A 23497-nucleotide genomic window follows, 5' to 3' on the forward strand; every position below is an offset into this window, starting at 1 on the left:
GCCACCCGGTTTGGGTGGCTTTTGAAATAGAAAATATCAAAAAGGGCCAGCTTGTGCGATTCCCCTCTTGAGAGGGGTGGAGGGGTGTGTTTCTGCTTTGATAACTCTAACGCAGAAACACACCCCTGCTAACGCTCATTCCTCCGCGCCCCCTCTCAAGAGGGGATTTGAAATATTATATCAAACTAACGCTGCGTTTAACAAACTCGGTTAAATCTGCACCGGTTAGTAAACCTTGTGATAACAGCGCCAGGTCAAAAGCCTGTTTTGAAAGCTGCGCCTGTACAGTTTCGTCTTCTTCCTGCAAAATACGGCTTACCAGTTTGTGGTTGCCATTTACAATTACTTTGTAGTTATCAGGCATGTTTCCGTAAAAACTCATGCCACCGCCCATCGATGCCATATCTTTCATACGGCGCATAAATTCGTCCATAGTTACTGTAACAGGCAATTCATCGGGGCTAAGGCTTTCAATTTGTACATTGTATGCAGGCCTGTTGATGGCTTTATTAAAAATGTCCTTAACCTGGGTGCTTTGCTCTTCAGTAAGTACGGTTTCAGGCGTGTCTTCTTTTTTGATCAGTTTATCAGCTACATCCGCGTCGACACGTTTTAATGATGTTTTCTCTAATTTCTGCTCTAACTGGCTGATGAAGTGATTGTCGATAGGAGAATTCATTACCAGCACATCATAACCCTTTTTATTGGCCGACTGGATAAACGAATCCTGCTTTGCCGGATCATTAGTGTAGATGTAAACCAGCTGACCGTCTTTATCTGTTTGGTTAGCTTGAACTTTGTCTTTATACTCGGGCAGCGTAAAGTTTTGTTTTTCGGTGTTGGTAACCAAAACAAAGTCTTTGGCTTTGTCATAAAACTTGTCTTCGCTCACCATACCATACTTTACAAACAGGCCAATGTCGGTCCATTTTTCTTCGTAAGCTTTACGGTCTGCTTTGAACAGGTCTGACAATTTATCAGCTACTTTCTTGGTGATATAGCTGTTGATCTTTTTAACGTTGCTATCTGCCTGTAAAAAGCTTCTTGATACGTTAAGCGGAATATCCGGTGAATCGATAACACCATGCAACAGCATTAAAAATTCAGGGACAATGTCTTTTACCTCGTCGGTAATAAATACCTGGCGGCTGAATAGTTTGATCTTGTTTTTCTGGAACTCGAAATCATTTTTCAGCTTAGGGAAATATAGTACACCTGTTAAGTTGAAAGGATAGTCTACGTTAAGATGGATCCAGAATAATGGGTCTTCGCTGAAAGGATAAAGTTGTTTGTAAAAGTCAAGATAATCTTCATCTTTTAATTCAGAAGGTGCTTTTGTCCAGATAGGGTTGGTAGTGTTGATGATATTATCAACCTCCACTGAAGTATATTTTGGTTTACCTTCTTCGTCAACACCATCCTCAACAGATTCTGTTTTAGTGCCGAATTTGATAGGCACCGGCAAAAATTTACAATATTTATCAAGGATCTCCTGTAGTTTGTATTGGCTTAAAAACTCAGCCGATTCATCGTTGATGTACAGTGTAATTTCAGTACCGCGCTCTTCTAAAACACCTTCGCCAATTTCAAATTCGGTACTGCCGTCGCATACCCAGAAAGCAGGCTCAGCACCTTCCTGGTACGACAGGGTTTGTATCTCCACCTTATCAGCCACCATGAATGCTGAATAAAAGCCTAAACCAAAACGACCAATGATCTCGTTGGCATCTTTAGCTTCCTTGAATTTCTCCATGAATTCGGTAGCGCCCGAAAATGCGATTTGGTTGATGTATTTTTTGATCTCCTCCGCGGTCATACCGATACCATTATCGCTAATGGTGATGGTCTTTTTGTCTGCATCAAAAGCAACCTCAACACGGAGGTCGCCAAGTTCGCCGGTGTACTGGCCTAATGAAGCTAAACGTTTAATTTTTTGGGTAGCATCTACCGCGTTTGATACCAGCTCGCGCAGAAATATCTCATTATCAGAGTATAAGAACTTCTTAATGATCGGGAAAATGTTCTCGGTGTGGATCGAAATGCTGCCTTTTTCTTGCATAACTATATTTTAATAGGATTGATTTAATGATTGTCGCCAATGCAACATCAATGTGTGTTCCAATTGTTATTATATTGTCAAAATGGCAGGATGAGGGGTTTTGGTCAGATAGGTCGTGGAGGTAAGGCTTATTCACACGTCATTGCAAGATACGAAGCAATCCCCAACTTTACAGACGGCTATGTAAGTGCCCCTGCAGAGTTCGCGATTGCTTCGTCGTTCCTCCTCGCAATGACGATTTTCCAAAAGCTATAGCAAAAAAATAAGGGATAAACATTTAAGCTTATCCCTTACCATATAATAAAGATTGCTTATATCGTTAATCGGCCATCATTTTGATAAACGAGGCTAATTTTTCTTTCATTTCTCTTCTGTCAACAATGAAATCAAGGAAGCCATGTTCCTGCACAAATTCGGCAGTCTGGAAACCCTTCGGTAGATCTTTTTTAATAGTTTCTTTAATTACCCTTGGCCCTGCAAAACCTATCAGCGCGCCAGGTTCGGCAATATTGATATCGCCTAACATAGCGTATGATGCTGTTACACCGCCTGTAGTAGGATCGGTAAGTAATGAGATATAAGGGATTTTTGCCTGTGCAAGTAAGGCAAGTTTGGCTGATGTTTTAGCCATCTGCATCAACGAAAACGCGGCTTCCATCATGCGCGCACCACCTGATTTTGAGATCATCAGGAACGGAACTTTATGTTGGATACAGTAATCAATAGAGCGGGCTATCTTTTCACCAACTACCGATCCCATTGATCCCCCAATAAAGTTAAAGTCCATACAGGCAATAACCAGGTCCTGACCGTCAATTTTACCGGCGCCTGCCCTTATTGCATCTTTTAAACCTGTTTTGTGCTGAGTTTCCTTAAGCCGGTCAGTGTATTTTTTGGTGTCTTCAAAATGAAGCGGATCACCCGAGGTAAGATCAGGAAAAAGTTCTGTAAACTCGTTATTATCAAATAGTACCGAAAAATATTCTTTTGAACCTATGCGCAGGTGGAAGCCACAGTAATGGCACACATATTGATTTTCTACCTGCTCAGAATAGTGTAAAGGTTTTTTACAATTAGGGCATTTATTCCAGATGCCATCGGGGGCTTCCTTTTTTTCCTCAGTAGTCGTAATTATCCCTTTCAACTCTCGTTTAAACCATGCCATATCTGTGTCTAACTCTTTCAATTGGGTACAAAGAAACAAAAAATATTAAACATGTAGTGCCGGTATATAAAAAGTTATGGAGGGCAAATTGTTTGCTTGAAAGTTTAATTACTTATTTAATGCTATTTTTGTAATAAAAGGATCGGATTGTTAATTAATTATATCATATTTTTAAATTAACCCTATTTTTACTACCGTTTTAATATACTTTTAAGATTGCTTATCCGAATTCAATAAATTTTATAACTTCGAGCCCCAAATAAACGCTAATGGATTTAAAAAATTATAGAGGTGTTCTGCACGGCGATCAGGTGCAGGAACTATTTGAAGCAGCAAAAAAGCATCAGTTTGCTTTGCCGGCAGTAAACGTTATTGGTACTAACACTATCAATGCAGTTATGGAAACAGCTAAAGCTGTTAACTCTCCGGTTATTATTCAGCTGTCAAATGGCGGTGCACAGTTTTACGCCGGCAAATCATTGGATAATTCAAAACTTCAGGCTTGTATTTTAGGTGGTGTATCTGCTGCAAAGCACGTTCACCTGTTGGCTGAGCATTATGGCGTAGCGGTTATCCTGCATACAGACCATGCTGCCAAGAAATTATTACCCTGGATTGACGGCTTGTTAGATCATGGCGAGAAGTTTTTTGCTGAAACCGGCAAGCCTTTATTTTCATCGCACATGCTCGACCTTTCGGAAGAACCTATTGAAGAGAATATTGAAATTTCGGCTAAATACCTTGAGCGTATGGCTAAAATGGGTATGACCCTTGAAATTGAATTGGGTGTAACCGGCGGTGAAGAAGATGGTGTTGACAATTCTGACGTTGACAGTTCACGTTTATATACCCAACCAGAGGAGGTTTCTTATTCATATGAGCACCTTTTAAAAGTAAGCCCCCGTTTTACTGTAGCTGCTGCTTTTGGTAACGTTCATGGTGTGTACAAACCAGGTAATGTTAAGTTACAACCGGTTATCCTGCATAACTCACAGGAGTATGTTAAACAAAAATTTGGTTTAACTGCCGAAAAACCGATCAACTTTGTATTCCACGGTGGTTCTGGTTCAAGCCAGGAAGAGATCCGCGAAGCTATTTCATACGGTGCTATCAAAATGAATATTGATACCGATATGCAATGGGCTTACTGGGAAGGCATTAAAGATTACTATAAATCAAAAGAAGGATACCTGCAAAGCCAGATCGGCAGCCCGGATGGTGAGGATTCTCCCAACAAGAAATATTATGACCCGCGTGTTTGGTTACGTAAAGGTGAGGAAAACTTTGTAAAAAGGCTTTCTGTTGCCTTTGAAGACCTTAACTGTATCGACGTTTACAGCAAATTATAATATTCATCAGAAATTAACAAAGCGCTTGTACATTTGTTGTACAGGCGCTTTGTTGTTTACAGGCAGCTGGCGGCTCCATTAAAAAAAGATAAAGTCTGCTATATGGTTGAAATTAATAAAAAGAAAAAGAATTTATTTGAACGCTTTGCCAATTGGGCCACTATAGCCACGGGCAGTTCGGGCGCATTTATCACGGCTTTTGGTATTATCATTGTTTGGGGAATAACCGGACCGTTATTCCATTATTCAGATACCTGGCAACTGGTTATCAATACCGGTACCACTGTGGTTACTTTTCTGATGGTTTTTTTGATCCAGAAATCACAAAATAAAGATTCGAAGGCTATACATTTGAAACTGAATGAGCTGCTTGCCTCGCACCAGGGGGCAAGTAACCGGATGGTTGATATTGAAGATATTACCGAAAAGGAGCTCGATCAATTGCATAAATTTTATGTGGAACTGGCCGGCCTTGCCGAAGAGGAAGATGATATCACCTGTACGCACTCTATTGATGCCGCGAGGGAAAACCACACCACAAAACTCAATCATTTCAAAACAAAACCGCATTACATCAATGCCCGCAAAAACCATAGTAAAAAAAGTAACGGAGCAAGCTGATCTTGATATCGTGCATGCCATAAGGCGGGAAGTATTTGTAGTTGGACAAAATTGCCCTCCCGACCTGGAATACGAACATGAAGATGTATCCCATCATTTTTTAGCTACTGCTGATGGGAAACCGGCCGGTGCCTGCCGCTGGCGTAAAACCGAAAATGGTTATAAGCTTGAACGGTTTGCCGTATTGAAAACGTTCAGAGGACTTGGTATAGGAGGGGAGCTGGTGAAAGCGGTGTTAACTGATTTGCCGGCCGATGCGGTTTATGTTTATCTTAATTCGCAAACCCATGCTGTGCCTTTTTATGAAAAACTGGGCTTTGAAGTATCAGGGCCGGAGTTTGAAGAAGCCGGGATCAAACATTATAAAATGGTGAAGAAGTAGAAAAACTTTGTCGTTTCGACGAGGTTAAGGTATGTGCGTTGGGGGAGAGGAGAAATCTTCTACATCAAGTAAGCCGCTTTGTAAAATTCGTTGAGCATGGCTTATAAGATTTCCCACTCGTTCCTCGTTTCTAAATGACACCTTGTTGTATTTGAATCGAAAGAAACAAATATTATAGGCAGGGCTACTGTTATTTACTTCTTTTCCTCTTTTTAGATGCCTCTGCTAATGGGTTAAATTCAAGGCACAAATTAATCCAGTAATTCAGCTGGTCGTTGGTTCGCAGGTTGAAGTCTTCAACATAAACATAGCCTTTCATCACCCTTTCGCCGCTTACCATTTGGTTGCAGTTTCCCTTCTCAAGCTCAACAGATGCCTGTTGTTCACCAATGCGGCACAAGATGCTATTATCGCGTACGCAAACACATAACTTATCATCTACCATAAAACAAACTCCCTGGAACATTTTCTTTTCTTCCACTACCGGAAGGTCCATTAATGCTTCGCGGATACGATCAGCCATTTGTTCGTTATATGCCATAAGGGTTATATTTTTTCATTCAGAGGCGCTAAGACAAGCAACGGAAATCCGGCTTCTTAGCGCCTTCGTGAAATAAAATTACAATTAATTCTTATCAACAAATTTGTAATTAGCCTCGTTATACCTGTCGCCGGTATCCGGGTATTTAGCTAAAACGGTTTCAATATCCTGTAAATCATTGGCTGTTAATTCCACATCAACCGAACCTGCATTGTCCAAAAGGTATTTTCTCCTCTTTGTTCCGGGAATAGGGATAATGTTATCGCCTTGTGCCAGCACCCAGGCAAGTGCCAGTTGGGCAGGTGTGCAATTTTTTTGAGCCGCAAGTTGTGCAAACTCATGAGCCAGGCCCATATTATTTTCGGCGTTGGCACTTTGGTAACGGGGCAGGCTTTTCCTGAAATCGTTGTCAGCCAGTTTGGTTACATCCAACGCGTTTGTTACCAAACCGCGCACCAGCGGACTGAATGGTACAAATGAAATCCCAAGCTCTTTGCAAACTGGTAATACCTCAGCCTCTACATCGCGCGTTAGCAAGGAATATTCACTTTGTAAGGCGCTAATTGGATGCACCGCATGTGCACGACGGACAGAGTTTGCCGAAGCTTCAGACAGGCCCAGGTATTTTACCTTACCTTCTTTTACCAGATCGGCCATGGCGCCAACCATGTCCTCAACAGGCACATTTGGGTCGATTCGGTGGGCGTAGTACAAGTCAATCACATCCGTTTTTAAGCGTTTTAAGCTCTGCTCAACCGCGGTTTTAAGATAAGCCGGCGAGCCGTCAAATTCAGTCAGCTTGCCATCGGCACCGGCCCTGAAACCAAATTTGGTGGCAATGAAGATCTTATCACGATTGGGTACCAATACCTTTGATACTAATTCTTCATTGCGGCCATTGGCATAAACATCGGCCGTATCCCAAAAGTTAATACCTATTTCTATTGATTTTTCAAGGGTGGCTATTGATTCATCGTCATCCGGCTGGCCGTAAGCATGGTTCATGCCCATACATCCCAGTCCAATGGCCGAAAGTTCAAGTCCGGTATTTCCTAATTTTCTGTATTTCATAACGTGGTAGTATTGTTGTACTATCAAAGTACGTGAAATAACAAAAGCACATCAACCTCAATTTATAAGTATTATGTAAGGTTATACATTGCAGATTAACTTTTTCTGGTTAATTTGAAAAAAAATGAGTGGTTGTCCAATTCAGCCAACCCTGATCGTCTTTTGGTTTTTAACCATTAAATTCAAAAAACATGAACGAGTTCTTATTGATCTTCAGAAGAGACGCAGAAGCCACTGCAGCAACGCGGTCGCCCGAACAGATGCAAACCATGATGAATTACTGGCGCGAATGGATTGGCGGGATTGCCGCGCAAAACAAACTGGTTGCTGTAGGCAATAGGTTGGATACCGCTGGCAGCGTAGTAAAACCTGACAATGTGGTAACAGACGGCCCTTATGTTGAGGTTAAGGAAGCCATAGGGGGTTACAGTATTATCAAAGCGTCATCGCTGGAAGAAGCCACGGAGTTATCAAAGGGCTGCCCGATCCTGTCGGTAGGGGGCAGTGTTGAAGTTCGTCCTATCATCCCAATGGAAGTGTAATTGATTTGCAGCCTCCCATATACGGGAGGCTGCTGGTTTTATGCAGCAAGATCAGCTTCTACCACATTTGTTCCGCTCCGAGTATCAAAAGATAATCGCGGTATTATGCCATTATTTCGGCTTTGAACATATAGAAGCCGCCGAAGATATTGCCAGTGATACTTTCCTCACTGCTGCCGAAACATGGGGAATCAAGGGGTTGCCGGATAATCCTAAAGCATGGTTATATACCGTGGCCCGCAATAAAGCAACCGATTATGTAAGACGTGGCTCCCGGTTTAAGCAAAAAATAGCCGAAGGGATTTTTGCAGAGGATAATTACGAGGCAGAGATCGATCTTTCTGACCAAAATATTAGCGACAGCCAGCTGCAAATGATGTTTGCTATTTGTCACCCGGTATTGCCGGCCGAGGCGCAGATTGGCCTGGCGTTACGCATCCTTTGCGGTTTCGGAATTGATGAAATTGCCGAGGCTTTCTTATCAAATAAAGAAACCATTAATAAACGCCTGTTCAGGGCTAAGGAAAAGCTTCGGGAACAAAAAGTAAAGATCGTTTTTCCTGAACCGGCTGATATTGTTAACCGGCTGGGCATCGTACTGAAAACTTTATACCTGCTGTTTAATGAGGGCTATTACTCCAGCTGCCAGAGCACTACATTGCGAAAAGATTTGTGTTTAGAAGCCATGCGGCTTAACTATCTCCTTATAGAAAACAAGCAAACCAACCTGCCCGAGGTGAATGCCTTGTTATCATTGATGTGTTTTCATGCTTCAAGGTTTGATGCCCGGGTAGATGAATATGGCGAAATGATCCGCTATGATGACCAGGACAGAATGCTTTGGAATGATGAACTGATAGTAAAGGGGCGATACTACCTAAACCTTGCCTCTAAAGGAAACGGCGCCGGTAAATATCATATTGAAGCTGCTATAGCTTATTGGCATACCGTTAAAACTGATGCTACCGAAAAATGGGAAAATATATTAATGCTCTACAACAGGTTACTTATCGCGGCTTATTCGCCTGCGGCTGCGTTGAACCGGGCTTATGCCTTGGCAAAGGTAAAAGGGAAGGAGAAAGCAATTAGTGAGGCCGAAAAGTTAAAATTGGATACCAATCATTTGTACCATGTACTGCTTGGTTACTTGTATACAGGAGTAGATCGTAAAAAGGCAGTATCGCATTTGCAAACTGCCCTGAAACTGGCTAAGACCGCTACAGATAAAAGTAGAATTATGAAGGATTTAGAGGCTTTACTGTGAGTTAGTTATAAAAAAAACGTCATTGCGAGGAACGAAGCAATCCCCGATAAGCAGGTTCTCCCTGTATAGCTTGGGATTGCTTCGTTCCACGCAATGACACCTTTAAGTATTACCAGACTTACGAAGTTTTTAAAACTTCGTAAGTCTTTATTAGTTTTTAATTAGATATCTTGAAATCAGCTACCAACTTTTCATCGGCCGAGCTGCTGCTCAGTACTAATTTGTAGCTGCCGGGATAAAGCTTCCATTTGTGTGTGGCAAGGTCCCATTTTTGTAAATCCTGAACAGGGATTTTCAAAGTAACGGTACCTTCTTTATCCTGCTCCAGACTGATGCGTTTAAAGCTTTTTAATTCTTTAACAGGCATCCTGTCGATGTTGGGATATTTAATATACGCCTGCACTACTTCATCGCCATTAAATTTACCGATGTTTTTAACGTTTACTGTTACTGCAAGGGTATCGGCTTTTTTGTAGGTGTTTTTTAATTTACTGCCCAGGGTGTAGCTGAACGACGTATAACTTAAACCGAAACCAAAAGGATATTGTACCGGGCCGGTATAGTAACGGTAGGTGCGGTTTTTCATATTGTAATCGCTGTAATCAGGCAGGTCGCTCATATCTTTATAAAAAGTAAGCGGCAGGTGACCAGATGGCGAAACTTCGCCAAAAATAATATCAGCTAAAGCGTTACCGCCCTGTTCGCCGGGGTACCAGGCAAATATAATGGCATCGGCATAAGGCTCAATAGCGGATATATCAACATCGCTACCTGCGGTAATTACAGCAATAAGAGGTTTGTTTTTTACACTTTTACGCAGCTCTTTCATAAAAGCAATTTCGCTGGCAGGCAGGCTTAGTGTCTTTTTATCGCCGCCGCTTTCAGACAGGAAAGCATCGCCTGCTTCGCCTTCCAAAACGGGGGAGAGGCCTATCACAGCAATGGTAGCATCAGCATTACCCGCAGCCCAGGTGCCGCCAAAATGGGTGGTATCTTTATAATCACATCCAAGGTCATATTCAACGCGGGTAGCTTTATCAACCGCGCCGGTAATGCCCTCAACAAAATTGATCACTTTACTGCTGGTGCCGTGGTAATTAGCTATCATGGCGTCGAGCGAGGCCGCGTTTGGCCCAACCACCATAATGCTGGAGTAGCTGCTTTTTTTGAATGGCAAAACATTGCTGTTATTCTTTAACAATACCATGCTTTGCTGGGCCACTTTACGGGCCAAAGCCAAATGTTGTTCATTGTGAACACTGTCGGCGCCGTAACCATGATAAGGATTAGCGGCCGGGTCGTCATAAAAGCCCAGTTTAAATTCGGTGCGTAAGATAGCGCTCAGGGCCTGGTCAACATCTTTTTCGGTAAGCAGGCCTTGTTTAATAGCTTTAATACCATCGTTCTGCAAAACGGACGAGCAATCCAGGTCAACACCAGCCTTAATGGCAGCAGCAGCTACTTCAACCGCAGTTGGTAGTGTTTTGTGGGTAAGGTACACATCATCCAGGGCACCACAGTCGGTTACTACATGGCCGTTAAAGCCCCATTCTTTCCGCAGAATGTCGGTAAGTAGCATTTTATTGATAGAGTTTGGTACACCGTTAACACGGTTGTAGGCGCTCATTACCGATTCAACGTGGTTTTTAACCAGTTCGTGAAAAGCATACAGGTAGGTTTCGCGAAGGTCTTTTTCATCAACCTTAGCGTCAAATTTATCGCGGGTGGCTTCGGGGCCGCTGTGTACGGCAAAGTGTTTGGCCGTGGCAGATGTTTTCAGGTATTTAGGATCATCGCCCTGCAAACCTTTAACAAAAGCTGAGCCCATACGGCCGGTCAGGAAAGGGTCTTCGCCATAAGTTTCCTGCCCGCGTCCCCAGCGCGGATCGCGGAAAATATTGATGTTGGGCGTCCAAAAGGTAAGTCCCATGTATTGCAGGTGCCTGTCTTGTGCAATGGCCAGGTTATATTTTGCACGGGCTTCAGTTGATATGGCCGTTGATACCTGTTTTAACAGATCTTCATTAAATGTAGCCGACATCCCGATAGCCTGTGGGAATATGGTAGCTTCACCGGCACGGGCTACGCCATGCAAAGCCTCGTTCCACCAGTTATAGGCAGGGATGCCTAAACGTGGCACGGCCTGGCTGCGGTAGCCTAATAAGGAGATTTTTTCTTCGATGGTTAATTTTGATAAAAGATCTTTTACGCGTGAATCAATCGATTGCGAACCGTCTTTATAAAAAGGAGCTTGTGCATTTGCGGTAGAAAATTTTAGTAATGCCGTAAGCATTACCAAACAACATAGGAGTTTGTGTTTTATGGTGGAAGCCATTTTTAGATGATTTATTTTTTGAGTTTAAAGTTAATATTTATTCCATAAGTATGGGTTGGCGGAAGGCTTGCTCCCTCAATTCCGGCATATTTTATATCCGGCGAAAATCCAGATTCCGGATCGATATTGGCCGAGCGCTTCATGATGGTCCAGAGGTTTCTGCCTACCAGTGAAAAGGTTATGCCTTCAAACGGTGTTTTATTAAGAAAGCCCTTTGAAAAAGTATAGCCAAAAGTAACCTGCCGTAATTTAATAAACCTGCCGTCAAGCACATTTAATGCAGATACATTTTGGGCCAGCGCCTGGTAGTAGTTTTGCGCAGGTACAGCAATGGTATTCCTTTCACCATTGGCGTTTACGCCATCGCCGACAACGCCGTTTTCCCTGCCTGCAAGGGTAAGCTGGTTAAAGCCCCTGTAAATGCTATTATAATTTGTAGCCGATAATATTTTGTTGCCAAAACGGTAATCAATCAAAAATGAGAGACTTAGTTTGCCAAATGCGAAATTGTTGTTTAATCCGCCGTATACATTAGGGACTGCGCTACCCATAGGTACACGGGGGCCGGCCATGGGTAAACCATTTCCGTCGAAAATGATCTGTCCTTTATCGTTTCTAAGGTAATCGTTGGCCATAATCTGGGGACCTGGCAAGCCTTTAACCAGTGCTGTAGCGGCATTTAGCGGGCGGTAAGTACCGAAGCTTATGTTAGCCGACTCGGGAGTACCGTCTGTTTGAAGGATCTTGTTTTGTACATAGGTGAAATTAAACGATGGCGACCAGTTAAAACCGGTTGTTTTAATAGGAGTGCCGCTTAGCTCAATTTCAATGCCGTTGTTTTGGGTTGAGCCCGTAGGGATAAACCGCCGTGCAAAACCCGTTGCCAGATCAAGGTCTCCTTTAATGATCTCATTTTTTGTTTTGCGGTGAAAATAGGCTACGTCAATTCCAAGTCTGCCATTTAAAAATTTAAGCTCGGTGCCGGCTTCCATTTCGGTAAGCGTGTAAGGCTTAAGAAATAAGTTTGGCAGGCTGTCGCTGAAGCTGCCTATGGCAACACCGTTTATCGAATAATTTGTTGTGTAATATTGGGTTGTTACATATGCATCAGTTGGCTCGCCGCTTGTTTGCGCATAGGATAACCTCAATTTTCCAAAGTCAAGGCTGGGAATATGAACAAGATCGGAAAATAAAAGACTTGCCGATACCGAAGGCGTAAAGATACTCCGGTTATCACTCGGCAACGTGGAGTAGGCATCGTAGCGGCCGGTAGTAGTTATTGTTAAATAGTCTCTTAATGAAAAATCAACAGCATAATAGCTTGAATGCGTTTCGGTACTATTATAGTTGTAGTTGCTGCTTTTAATGCTCAAATTATTATAGCTATAAAAATATGGTACAATGAATGGGCCTCCAAAAAGCTTCGTGTACTCGTATGTATTTTTGCGTAGGTTAGTCCCGGCAGATATGTCAAAACTCAGCACTTTAGCAATAATGTCATGTTTGGCACCTATTAGCAGGTCACTGTTTAGTTCAGATCGTCGCGTGTTTGACTGTTCATCAAGTCCTCCCATTCCGCCGGCGTAATAAGCGGTTCCGGTTGGGGTAACCGTTTTTCGTTTATCGTAAAGTATGTCGTTACCTAACCTCAACTGTGCATACATCCAATTATTGAAATTGTATTTACCCGATAATGCAGCTATTAAGCGGTTACGGTTTACATCATTAATAAACCTGTTAACGGTAAAATAAGGATTTGTAGTAAAGGTGTCGCTATTCCATCTTATTTCACTGCCATCTGGGGCATAACCAGGCGCAAGGATAGCCTGATCTTCGTTGGCTGCCAGGTATTGAATGTTATTTACATTAAAAGGCCCATCGCTCAGGTTGGGTTTTAAATTAGAAGTTTCGTTGATAAAATTAGCTACAACATTAATATTCAGTTTTTGGGTAACATTTTGACTTGCCGATAGGTTGAACGTTTTGCGGTTGAGATCACTGTTACGCACTATTGAGCCGTTGCTAAGGTTTGATAACGACAACCGGAAATTACCATTGTCGTTACCGCCGCTAAATGCAGCAGTGTTGGTAAAAGTATAGCCTTGCCGGTAAAACTTACTGATATTATTTTTTACGGCGGAGTAGGGGTAATATTCGCCATCAAACTGAATTGTGGGTTTACCGTCCAGTTTTTCGCCCCAGCCATAGTTGCCTGAGGATATTGCATTGGTTACGGTAGTCGGCCTTATCCCATACAAACCCTGGCCGTATTGTGTTTGATAATTAAAGGTATTAATTGCTTTATCAGTTTGGTAATTGGTATTAAATTCAACACCAAATGGGGTGTTTTTTTTTCCTGTTTTGGTAGTTATTAAAATTACGCCATTGGCCGCGCGTGCTCCGTAAAGTGCCGATGCCGCCTGGCCCTTTAGTACGGTCATATTTTCAACATCGTCGGGATTTATATTGCTGATGCCGTCGCCAAAGTCAGCACCGCCCCATTCATTGGCCGATCCTCTTTGGGTATTATCCATGGGCACGCCATTAATAATAAAGAGTGGAGCGCTTGCACCAAAACTTGTAACGCCTCTAAGTAAGATCCTCGCGGAAGACCCTGGTCCGCCGTTTATGCCATTGATACTTAAACCTGCTACGCGCCCCTCCAATGAGTATGCCACATTTGATTCCTTGGCTTTATCAAGCACCTCACCGCTAATAGTAGTTACTGAATAACCCACCCTTTTTTGTTCCTTGTTAATGCCAAGCGCCGTTACAACTACCTCGTTTAGCACGTTACTTACTGTAAGCGAAATAATTGACGGTGTAGCCCCATTAAGTTTTACCTCTTTTGTAACGTAACCTACAAAACTCACTATCAACGTTGACCCGGAGGGCACTTCAAGAAAAAACGCCCCCTTCGCATCGGTGAGCGAGCCCATAGTTGAACCTCTTACCCTAACTGTAGCGCCGGCAAGCGGTGCGCCATTTTCATCAACAACAATGCCCGTTACCTTAACTACATTAACTATTTCATCAATCGGGGCAATTACTATCAGGTGATTGGCAAGCTCGGTATAAGCGAAGCCCGAATTGGTCAAAATTTTATCTAAGATACTTTTAACGTCTTCATTATCAGCGTCTATGTCAACTTTGTTTAATGTGGGGATTTTTCTTTCGCTGTAAACAAAATGATAAATGCTTTGACGTTCGATGGCTGAGATCAACTTTTTAAAATCGGCCGATTTTAAATTGATAGTGACGCGGGTTTGTGAATATACAGTTAATATAGCCAGTAAATTGAAGAATAATATTAACGTAAACCGTATTTTCATTTATACTGATAACCTAAACCTGTCGCCGACATCCATTGGGGATGCCTAAATTTACATAAATTTTATAATTAGCACAGGTAATAGTGTAAAATGACCGGATTGGTAGGTAACAATTACAAATATTGTAAAGCACAGCGACCAATTGAGGCGACAAATGTACTGTTAATCACTGAAGAATTATCAGTTAATAAATATAAATGGCGGAATTTTTAATTTTATAATGAAAATTTTCGGTAATGCGTAACGCATCAAGTGCCTGGGTAATGGTTTCTTTTTCATAAGTGCCGGTAAAACGGTACTTCTTCATTTCATCATTTTTAAATTTGATCTCGACACCATACCAGCGTTCCATGCGGGCAGCGAGGTCGGCAAAGTTTTCATCTCTGAAAATGAGTTTATTCTGTGTCCACGAAGTTTCTAAAATGGCACTGTCAGCCTGATGAAGGCGTGTAAAGCTGGTTAAAACATACTGCGTACCCGCACTGCTATCGGTAGCGGGTGAAAGCTTTGTCTGATTTTTATGTATAGTAGTAAACGAGCCTTTTTTAACGATCAGTTTTTCGCTTGGTTTTAAAATGATCCTGTCGGATGGTCGGTCGTCAAGAGTAACTTCAATGGCGCCCCTGATAAGGGTTGTTTCACTTGATGGATCATCGGGGTATGATTTAACATTAAAAGCGGTACCCAGCACCTTGATGTTCATTTTTTCGGTATGGATAATGAACGGATGTTCATGGTCTTTATGTACATCAAAAAAGGCTTCGCCGCTTAAATAAACTTCGCGGGTTTTGCCTGTGAACTTTGTTGGGTATCTTAATGAACTTTGTGAATTAAGGGTGATACGTGTACCGTCAGTTAATACAATGGTTGATTTATCGCGGGCAGAAGTGTTTTTATTTTGCCAGGCGCCGGACGTTGTGCTTGCAATTCCGTGGCCCAAAGTAACCGTTTTTGAATAAAAAAGATACGAGCAACCTGCTATTAAAACAACGGCGGCCGCGGCACGCCAAAGATAATGTATTGTGCCCTTTTTAACGGGGGTAATGGCCGTTGCAGGTTCAATAACTTCCTGCGCTTTAATTTTTGACTTTATTTTTTGAAAGGCGAGGGCATTGTCGGCATATTGGGCATCGCTATGTTTCCAGTAAGCGGAAAGGGCCTCGTATTGTTCACGAAGGGAAGCATCATTAGCTAAGCAACGCTGAAATTCATTGTTTTCATCAGAGCTGATTTCATTTGACAGTTTTTTGCCGGCCAGCTCTATAAATTTATCATTGCCCATCGTATAATTGCATCCTTATTTATGATAGGACAACTTATTTAGGTTAATTACTTACAAGGTTAAAAAAAATAATTGAAAATTACAATTGTGCTTCCTAAAATGTTGATTGTATTGGTTTTAAGGGGGATTCGTGGTGTTTGTTATATTGTGTCAAAATGACACTAAGTTTCTTGATCGCCCTGAAAAGCTGGGTTTGTACTGTACGGGGCGAAATATTTAGAATTTCGGCTACTTCCTTATACTTCATACCGTCTTCTTTTATCAGCCTGAAAACGATGCGGCATTGTTGCGGTAAACCGGCTATGGCCTGGTCCATCCTAAAAATAAGCTCTTTGTTTTCAATTTCTTTTTGAGGGTTATAGGTATTTACAAATTCTACCGAATTGGTTTCCTCAATTTGTACAAGGTGAATGGTTGAGTATTTTTTAATGTGGTTGAGCGATTGATTTTTTACCGCTACAAACAGGTAGGTTTCGGGGTTTTGAATTTCGATGAGGTTTTTACGGTTAAGCCAACACTTTACAAACACATCTGACACTATCTCTTCGGCAATTTCCCGTTGATGTACGTATAACACACAAAATTTAATGAGCGAGTTGTTAAGGATATGGAAAAACAGCTCAAAAGCGTTCTCATCGTCATTATTACAAATGAGTTTCCATAATTTCAGCGTATCAACTTTTCTGTCTCTCAAACCGAAGGATTTTTAATTAATCAACTAAATCTAAAACTTAATAATGGTGTAACAATAATAACATATTAATACCACAAAATAAAATTTTATGATGTAAGTTGCGATGTTTTTTAAAAAAATTTAAAAAGTGTGTAAGCAATACACCATATAAAATTGTCAGTAATTAATAAAATAATAGCTTGATGAAACGATTATTTACAATATTTCTTTTGGTTTTGGGGGGCTTTGAAGTGTTTGGACAACAGCACAATATGTCAAAACAATATGTTCCTGCCGGCGATCCTGCAGTTGAGCAAAAAATTGCAAACTGGCAGGATCTCAAGTTCGGTTTATTTATGCATTGGGGTACTTACAGCCAGTGGGGGGTAGTAGAAAGCTGGAGTATTTGCCCCGAAGATGAAGGCTGGACACAACGCCGCGGCCCGTATGCTGCTACCTATAATGGATATAAAGCGGCGTATGAAAATCTGCAAACCACTTTTAACCCCACCAAATTCAATCCCGAAAAATGGGTGAAGGCTGCTAAAGATGCCGGTATGAAATACGTGATCTTCACTACCAAGCATCATGATGGTTTTTGCATGTTTGATACCAAAGAAACCGATTATAAAATCACAAGCAACAAAACCCCTTTTTCCACCAATCCCAGAAGCAATGTAACTAAAGAGATCTTCAACGCTTTCCGTAAAGATAACTTTATGATTGGCGCCTACTTTTCAAAACCCGACTGGCATACTGAAAATTACTGGTGGCCATACTTTCCGCCTAAAGACCGAAATGTAAACTATGATCCTCAAAAATATCCCAAACGCTGGCAGAAATTTAAAGACTTTACCTACAACCAGATCAGCGAACTAATGAGCGATTATGGCAAGGTTGATATTTTATGGCTCGACGGGGGATGGGTACGCCCTAAAAGCAGTGTTGATACTACCATCGACTGGCAGCGCGGGATCAAATTTGACCAGGACATTGATATGCCGAAGATAGCCGCAATGGGCAGGCAAAAGCAACCGGGGTTAATAGTAGTTGACCGTACCGTAGCCGGCAAATACGAAAACTATACTACTCCCGAGCAGGAAGTACCGGAAGTGCCCCTTGATCATCCCTGGGAAAGCTGTATAACCATGGGTAATTCATGGAGCTATGTTCCGGGCGATCATTATAAATCAGTACAGCAAATTGTGCAGCTATTGGTAAAAATCGTATCGCGCGGCGGTAACCTGCTCATGAACATCGGTCCCGGCCCCGATGGTGATTGGGACCCGGTTGCTTATGAGCGCCTGCAAGGTATCAGCAATTGGATGAAGATCAATGGCGAGGGTATTTACGCCTGCCAGTTGGTTGCACCGTATTCAACAGGTAATATATATTATACAAAAGCCAAAAACAGCAATACCATTTATGCCTTTGCTTTGAGCGACCAGGAAAAGGTGATTTTGCCTGCTACTATATCTGTAAAGCTTAAAGATGTTAAAAAGGTAAAGAAAGTAACCTTGCTTGGCAGCAGCCAAAGCCTTAAATGGAAACAGGTAGCTGATGGAATCGATATTAGTATCCCGGTAAAATTACAACAGGCCAGCGGCCTTAATGAAGCAGCCGGGTTTAAAATAGCTTATTAATATTTCATAATACCAATTAACCACAATGTCATTTCGACGAACAGGGTAGGGGCTAAGAAAAGGGTGAGGAGAAATCTTGTACAGGCGACGGGCAAATTTACAGGGTGTACAAAATTTCTCCTGATTACTACCAAAAATGCCCTGTATACTCGTCTAAATGACAATTATACCGACAAAATACCACATAATATAGCCAAGTTTTTACAGCTAAAATGATTTGGCAGTTTTTAATTTTGATCATCCATCCAATCCAAATAAATGACAACAACCCGTTCTGCAGGCAGATCTGCATTGTTTAAATTTTCATTAGTGTTATCCGTCCTCGCCTCAGGTGTTTACCAAAATGCTGAGGCACAAACCGGCTATGAGCTCAATAGCGGCTGGAAATGTACTTCTCTGAATAGCGTTAAGGATAATGGCACAATTATTTCTCACACCAATTATGATCTGGCTGCATGGAACCCTGCGGTAGTACCGGGAACTGTGCTTACAACCCAGGTAGCCAATAAACAGGTGCCCGATCCATTTTACGGGATGAACAATGAAAAGATCCCTGACATTTATAAGGTTGGTCGCGATTATTATACCTATTGGTTTGCCAAAAATTTTAAAGAGGCCGCGCCAACTGGCAGCAATCAAACTTACCTCAACTTTCGTGGCGTAAATTATAGCTGCGATGTTTTCCTGAACGGGCATAAGCTTAACAGCAAGCTGCACAAAGGCATGTTTTTGCGCCAAAGCTATAACATTACCAAATGGCTGAGCAAAAACGGTAATAACCGTTTAGCTGTTGTGGTATACCCTCCGGATGTTGTTGGTAACCCCAACGGTGGGCAAGGTGGTGACGGTACCATTGCGCGTGGTGTAGGTATCCAATATACAGCAGGCTGGGACTGGATCCAGCCCATCCGCGACCGTAATACCGGCATTTGGGATAAAGTGACCATTGAGCACACTGGTGCTGTGGTTATTAAAGATCCGCATGTGGTTACCCTTGTTCCGGGTGTTCGTCAGCCGGAAGGTGCGCAGCAGCCGGCTATTGTACAGGTGTCTGCCGAAGTTGAAAATACTACAGGTACTGCAGTAAGTGGTACTTTACAATATAATTTAGATGGCAAGCTGGTGTCACAGCCGGTTACCCTGAAAGCCAATTCAAAACAGGAAGTTAAACTGGCGGATTACAGCCTTAAAAACCCTAAGCTTTGGTGGCCTAATGGCTACGGTCCGCAAAATTTGTATAAGCTTAATTTGCAGTTTGTAGCAGGTGGCAAGGTATCCGACCAAAAACGCATTGAAGTTGGCGTACGCCAGATCACTACCGAGTGGAACAATAAAACCGAAAGTCGCCAGGTTAATGTGAACGGCCAAAAGGTATTTATTAAAGGCGGTAACTGGATCATCTCTGATCAGATGTTGCGTTTCAGCGATGCCCGTTATGATGCCGAAGTTCGTTTTCACCGTGATATGAACCTGAACCTGATCCGTGTTTGGGGTGGTGCGCTGATTGAACGCCCGGAATTTTATGAGGCTTGCGATAAATACGGTATGCTGGTTTTTCAGGATATGTGGGGATCGGGCGATTGCAATGGTCGCTGGATAGATCCAATGAAAGCTGATGACCAATGGACCCGTCGCAAATACCCTGATGATCATGACCTGTATTTAAAATCAGTCGCCGATCAGGTTAAATTGGTGCGTAACTTCCCCTCGCTGGCTATCTGGTGTGGTGGTAACGAGATCACTCCGCCTGAAGATATTTTTGCAGCCCTGCGTGATACCATTATGCCTAAGCTCGATAATACCCGTTGGTTTATCCCGTATTCAAACTCCGAAGAAATGTCGCGCAATGTACAGGGCGGCAACGGCGATGGCCCTTACGGCATCCAAAGCCTTACAACTTTCTGGGATCATCAAACTTATCCGTTCAACTCGGAAGTTGGTTCGGTTGGCGTCAGCGATTATGAATCATTAAAACGCTTTATTCCTGCCGAAAACATGGTGGTGCCCGAGTTTGATGCCTCAACCGGCAAAACCAAAACTGATCCGGTTTGGGAGTATCACAAGTATATTGGCTACGATGGTTTTATTGATAAATACGGAAAAGCTAAAAACGTTGAAGACTTCGCAACCAAAGCCCAGCTGGTAAACTATGATCAGTATCGTGCATTAATGGAAGGCTTTAGCTCGCACATGTGGGATTGGTATACAGGTACCATCATCTGGAAAACCCAAAACCCATGGACAGCCATGCGCGGCCAGATGTATGATTATTACCTTGATCCTAATGCTTGTCTTTATGGCTTGCATAACGGTAGTGAACCTTTACACATCATGTATAACCAAACGGATGGTATGGTGATGGTAGCCAATAATACTTTTAAAACACATAGCAATATGCTGCTGGTAGCCAAAACCTATGATATGGATGGTAAGGAGAAAGTATTAACAAAGGTTTTTGCCGATGTAACACCGACTACTACCAAACGCTATTTATCACTGAAAAGAGAGATTGAGAAAGAAGCAAAAGACAATGGTGTTTTCCTTTGCCTGCAATTGCTTAAATCAGATAAAGAAGTAATTAGCGAGAATATTTACTGGTTGCCTGATGCTAACGGAGATTTCTCGGGCTTACAGAAAATGCCTGCTGGCAATTTGGGCGCAACTGCTAAATATTTAAAAAATGGCAAGGTTGAAGTAACGTTGACTAATGAAGGCAATGGTGCATTGGCGTTCTTTAACCGTTTGTCATTAGTTAATGCCGATACCAAACAACGCATCCTTCCGGCCTTTTACAGCGATAACTATGTAACGGTGCTGCCGGGCCAAACTAAAAAAGTTGTTATCGACCATAATCCAGGTGCAGATAAAAACCTTGCAGTAAGCATCGGCGGCTGGAACGTAACTGAAAGAACCATATCTATCGACAAATAATAAACACAGACAATGAATACTATTTCAAAATATTTGTCAGCAGCGGCATTGGCCTTTATCTGTACAGGTGCTGTTAGTGCTCAGGAAACAGCGGCAAAATTTCCGTTGATCCCTTACCCGGCTCAATTAACAGCTGGTGAAGGTTCATTTACTATAACATCAAAAACCGGCATAGTAACTTCCAATGCTTTTAATACCGAGGCTTATGCCTTGAAAGATCTGTTGCGTAAAGGTTTAGGTAAGCCCATTGAAATAAGCAAGGTAAAGAAAGCTCACGCTATTAACCTGGTTTATGACGCAAGTATAACTGCTCCTGAAGCGTATCGTATGAGCGTTACTAAGGAGCAGGTTGTTATCCGTGCAAAAGACCCGGCCGGTGTGTTTCACGCGGTAGAAACTATTCGTCAGTTATTGCCTGTTGGTATTGAAGCCGGTGTTGTGCAAAAGCAATTGTCTTTACCGGTTGTAGCTATTGAAGACGCGCCTGTTTACGAATGGCGTGGTATGCATCTGGATGTATCGAGGCACTTTTTCTCGGTAAGCTATCTGAAAAAGTTTATCGACCGGATGGCTTTGTACAAAATGAATAAGCTACACCTGCATTTAACTGATGATCAGGGCTGGCGCATCGAAATAAAAAAATACCCGCTGCTTACTGAAGCCGGTGCATGGCGCACGTTCAATAACCAGGACTCAGCCTGTATGAAAAAAGCTAAGGATAATCCTGATTTTGTGATCGATAAAGAGCACATCGTTCAAAAAAATGGTAAAACCATGTACGGTGGTTTTTATACCCAGGATGAAATGAAAGGCGTGGTAGCTTACGCAGCAGCAAGACATATCGACATCGTTCCGGAAATTGATATGCCGGGGCACATGATGGCTGCCATTAACTCATATCCGTTTTTAACCTGCGATGGCGAAAATAAATGGGGTGAATTATTCACCAAACCTATCTGCCCTTGTAACGAAAGCACCTTTGAGTTTGCCGAGAATGTATTCACCGAGATTATGCAGATTTTCCCATCTAAATATATCCACATCGGTGGTGATGAGGTGAATCGTACCAACTGGGGTAAATCAGATGCCTGTAAAGCCTTGATGGCGAAGGAGGGCATTAAAGACCTTGCCGGTTTACATAGCTACTTCATCAACCGCATGGAGAAATTCTTCAACTCGAAAGGCCGCAAACTGATTGGTTGGGACGAGGTAATTGAAGGAGGCATTAGCCCAACAGCTATTATTATGTACTGGCGCACATGGGTTCCTGATGCACCGGTTAAAGCTGTGAAGAATGGCAATACTGTGATCATGACGCCCGGCGAACCGCTTTATTTTGATAACCAGCCAGATCAGTATTCTGTTAGCAAGGTATATCACTTTAACCCGGTACCAAAAGTGCTGAATGCCGAAGAAGCAAAATCAATCATTGGCGCACAGGCTAATCTCTGGTCAGAAATGATCCCGTCTGAAAAACGCGCGGATTATATGTATATGCCGCGCATGACCGCATTGTCTGAAATGCTGTGGACGCATAAGGAAAGTGAATACGATTCATACTTGCAGCGTTTAACAGAGCAATACAAACGTATGGACGCCATGAAGGTTAACTATCGTTTGCCTGATCTTCCAAATTTGCTTAATCAATATGTTTTCACAGACGAAGGTAAGTTGAGCATCGTGTCTCCATTGCCGGGCCTGACTATTCGTTACACTACGGATGGCACGCTGCCTGATGCCAAATCGCCGGTGTTGCCATCGCCATTAACTATCTCTAAATCACAATTGGTAAGGATTGCCGCTTTTACACCAACCGGTACCCGTGGTGACGTTTATAACCTGAACTACACACAACAGCAAATGCTTGGCCCGGTAAAAATCGCCCCGCCAAAACCCGGACTTACAGCTACTTATTACAAGGCTTTTTTCAAAAAGACTGCCTTAATGCAAGATGCGAAAGTTGACAGCACTTTCACTACCGATAAGATAGAAGTGCCTGCTACAGTTAAAGCACCATCGTTTGGTATCACCTACAAAGGTTACATTGATGTGCCAACTGACGGTATTTACAGCTTTTATTTAACCTGCGATGATGGCGGTGTACTGTACATTGGCGATAAAACTGTTGTGGATAACGATGGTAATCACTCGGCTCAGGAACGCAGCGGACAAGTCGCGCTAAAAATCGGTGCGCATCCCTTTAAGCTTGATTTTATTGAAGGTGGTGGCGGCTTTAAGTTGCTGCTAAAATATAGTGTTAATGGCTCGGCCCCGCAGGATGTGCCATCATCATGGTTTAAAAACTAA

Annotated in this window: 16 protein-coding genes; 8 read left to right on the top strand and 8 right to left on the bottom strand. The window is 42.5% G+C overall.

The genetic code is table 11. The annotated features are described in order from the left end of the window. Positions 1 to 175 precede the first annotated feature (175 nt). Positions 176 to 2059: a molecular chaperone HtpG gene (gene htpG / locus ACP26M_RS05300; protein ID WP_426586823.1), complete on the bottom strand. Its 1884-nt coding sequence runs from the start codon at positions 2057 to 2059 to the stop codon at positions 176 to 178. Positions 2060 to 2378: 319 nt separating this feature from the next. Continuing rightward, the gene (gene accD / locus ACP26M_RS05305; RefSeq protein WP_176627784.1) at positions 2379 to 3224 is read right to left on the bottom strand and encodes an acetyl-CoA carboxylase, carboxyltransferase subunit beta; all 846 of its coding nucleotides are present in this window, start codon (positions 3222 to 3224) and stop codon (positions 2379 to 2381) included. 269 nt (positions 3225 to 3493) lie between these two features. Here accD and fbaA point away from each other — a divergent pair, with 269 nt between their 5' ends. The 3 genes from fbaA to ACP26M_RS05320 all read left to right on the top strand — a co-directional run bounded on the left by fbaA (position 3494) and on the right by ACP26M_RS05320 (position 5576). After that, positions 3494 to 4573 (top strand): class II fructose-bisphosphate aldolase, encoded by a 1080-nt coding sequence (gene fbaA, locus ACP26M_RS05310; RefSeq protein WP_090526963.1) that lies wholly within the window; start codon positions 3494 to 3496, stop codon positions 4571 to 4573. Positions 4574 to 4675: 102 nt separating this feature from the next. After that, positions 4676 to 5194: a low affinity iron permease family protein gene (locus ACP26M_RS05315; protein WP_090527640.1), complete on the top strand. Its 519-nt coding sequence runs from the start codon at positions 4676 to 4678 to the stop codon at positions 5192 to 5194. Continuing rightward, a complete protein-coding gene (locus ACP26M_RS05320) occupies positions 5151 to 5576 on the top strand; it encodes a GNAT family N-acetyltransferase (protein WP_426586826.1) in 426 nt (141 codons plus the stop codon). The genes ACP26M_RS05315 and ACP26M_RS05320 overlap by 44 nt, the downstream gene beginning before the upstream one ends. 190 nt (positions 5577 to 5766) lie before the next feature. Here ACP26M_RS05320 and ACP26M_RS05325 read toward each other — a convergent pair whose 3' ends face one another. Both ACP26M_RS05325 and ACP26M_RS05330 read right to left on the bottom strand, forming a co-directional pair. Next, a complete protein-coding gene (locus ACP26M_RS05325) occupies positions 5767 to 6117 on the bottom strand; it encodes a TfoX/Sxy family protein (protein ID WP_426586828.1) in 351 nt (116 codons plus the stop codon). Between the two features lie 84 nt (positions 6118 to 6201). Then, complete coding sequence (locus tag ACP26M_RS05330) at positions 6202 to 7188, bottom strand: aldo/keto reductase (protein ID WP_426586830.1); 987 nt, start codon at positions 7186 to 7188, stop codon at positions 6202 to 6204. 191 nt (positions 7189 to 7379) lie between these two features. Between ACP26M_RS05330 and ACP26M_RS05335 the strand changes: the two genes are divergently transcribed. Together ACP26M_RS05335 and ACP26M_RS05340 are read left to right on the top strand one after the other, a co-directional pair. Next, positions 7380 to 7730, top strand: coding sequence for a YciI family protein (locus tag ACP26M_RS05335; protein WP_176627490.1), 351 nt, complete (start codon positions 7380 to 7382; stop codon positions 7728 to 7730). A gap of 40 nt (positions 7731 to 7770) precedes the next feature. After that, positions 7771 to 8994 (top strand): RNA polymerase sigma factor, encoded by a 1224-nt coding sequence (locus ACP26M_RS05340; RefSeq protein WP_426586832.1) that lies wholly within the window; start codon positions 7771 to 7773, stop codon positions 8992 to 8994. A gap of 157 nt (positions 8995 to 9151) precedes the next feature. Here ACP26M_RS05340 and ACP26M_RS05345 read toward each other — a convergent pair whose 3' ends face one another. The 4 genes from ACP26M_RS05345 to ACP26M_RS05360 all read right to left on the bottom strand — a co-directional run bounded on the left by ACP26M_RS05345 (position 9152) and on the right by ACP26M_RS05360 (position 16637). Then, positions 9152 to 11329, bottom strand: coding sequence for a glycoside hydrolase family 3 N-terminal domain-containing protein (locus ACP26M_RS05345; RefSeq protein ID WP_426586834.1), 2178 nt, complete (start codon positions 11327 to 11329; stop codon positions 9152 to 9154). A gap of 11 nt (positions 11330 to 11340) precedes the next feature. After that, entirely contained in the window at positions 11341 to 14661 is a 3321-nt protein-coding gene (locus tag ACP26M_RS05350) for a SusC/RagA family TonB-linked outer membrane protein (RefSeq protein WP_426586836.1), read from the bottom strand. 184 nt (positions 14662 to 14845) lie between these two features. Then, positions 14846 to 15943: a FecR family protein gene (locus ACP26M_RS05355; RefSeq protein ID WP_426586838.1), complete on the bottom strand. Its 1098-nt coding sequence runs from the start codon at positions 15941 to 15943 to the stop codon at positions 14846 to 14848. 94 nt (positions 15944 to 16037) lie between these two features. After that, positions 16038 to 16637 carry an RNA polymerase sigma-70 factor gene (locus ACP26M_RS05360; protein ID WP_426586840.1) on the bottom strand — a complete coding sequence of 200 codons (600 nt, stop codon included), beginning with the start codon at positions 16635 to 16637 and terminating at the stop codon, positions 16038 to 16040. Positions 16638 to 16819: 182 nt separating this feature from the next. On the opposite strand from ACP26M_RS05360, the gene ACP26M_RS05365 reads away from it, so the two are divergent. From ACP26M_RS05365 to ACP26M_RS05375, 3 genes are all read left to right on the top strand, one after another. Then, positions 16820 to 18259, top strand: coding sequence for an alpha-L-fucosidase (locus ACP26M_RS05365; RefSeq protein WP_426586842.1), 1440 nt, complete (start codon positions 16820 to 16822; stop codon positions 18257 to 18259). A gap of 258 nt (positions 18260 to 18517) precedes the next feature. Continuing rightward, on the top strand, positions 18518 to 21190 hold the full coding sequence (locus tag ACP26M_RS05370) for a glycosyl hydrolase 2 galactose-binding domain-containing protein (RefSeq protein ID WP_426586844.1): 2673 nt from the start codon (positions 18518 to 18520) through the stop codon (positions 21188 to 21190). 12 nt (positions 21191 to 21202) lie between these two features. Beyond that, on the top strand, positions 21203 to 23497 hold the full coding sequence (locus tag ACP26M_RS05375; protein ID WP_426586846.1) for a family 20 glycosylhydrolase: 2295 nt from the start codon (positions 21203 to 21205) through the stop codon (positions 23495 to 23497).

Origin of the sequence: Mucilaginibacter sp. R-33 (genome assembly GCF_049949235.1) — a bacterium.
Taxonomy (GTDB): domain Bacteria; phylum Bacteroidota; class Bacteroidia; order Sphingobacteriales; family Sphingobacteriaceae; genus Mucilaginibacter.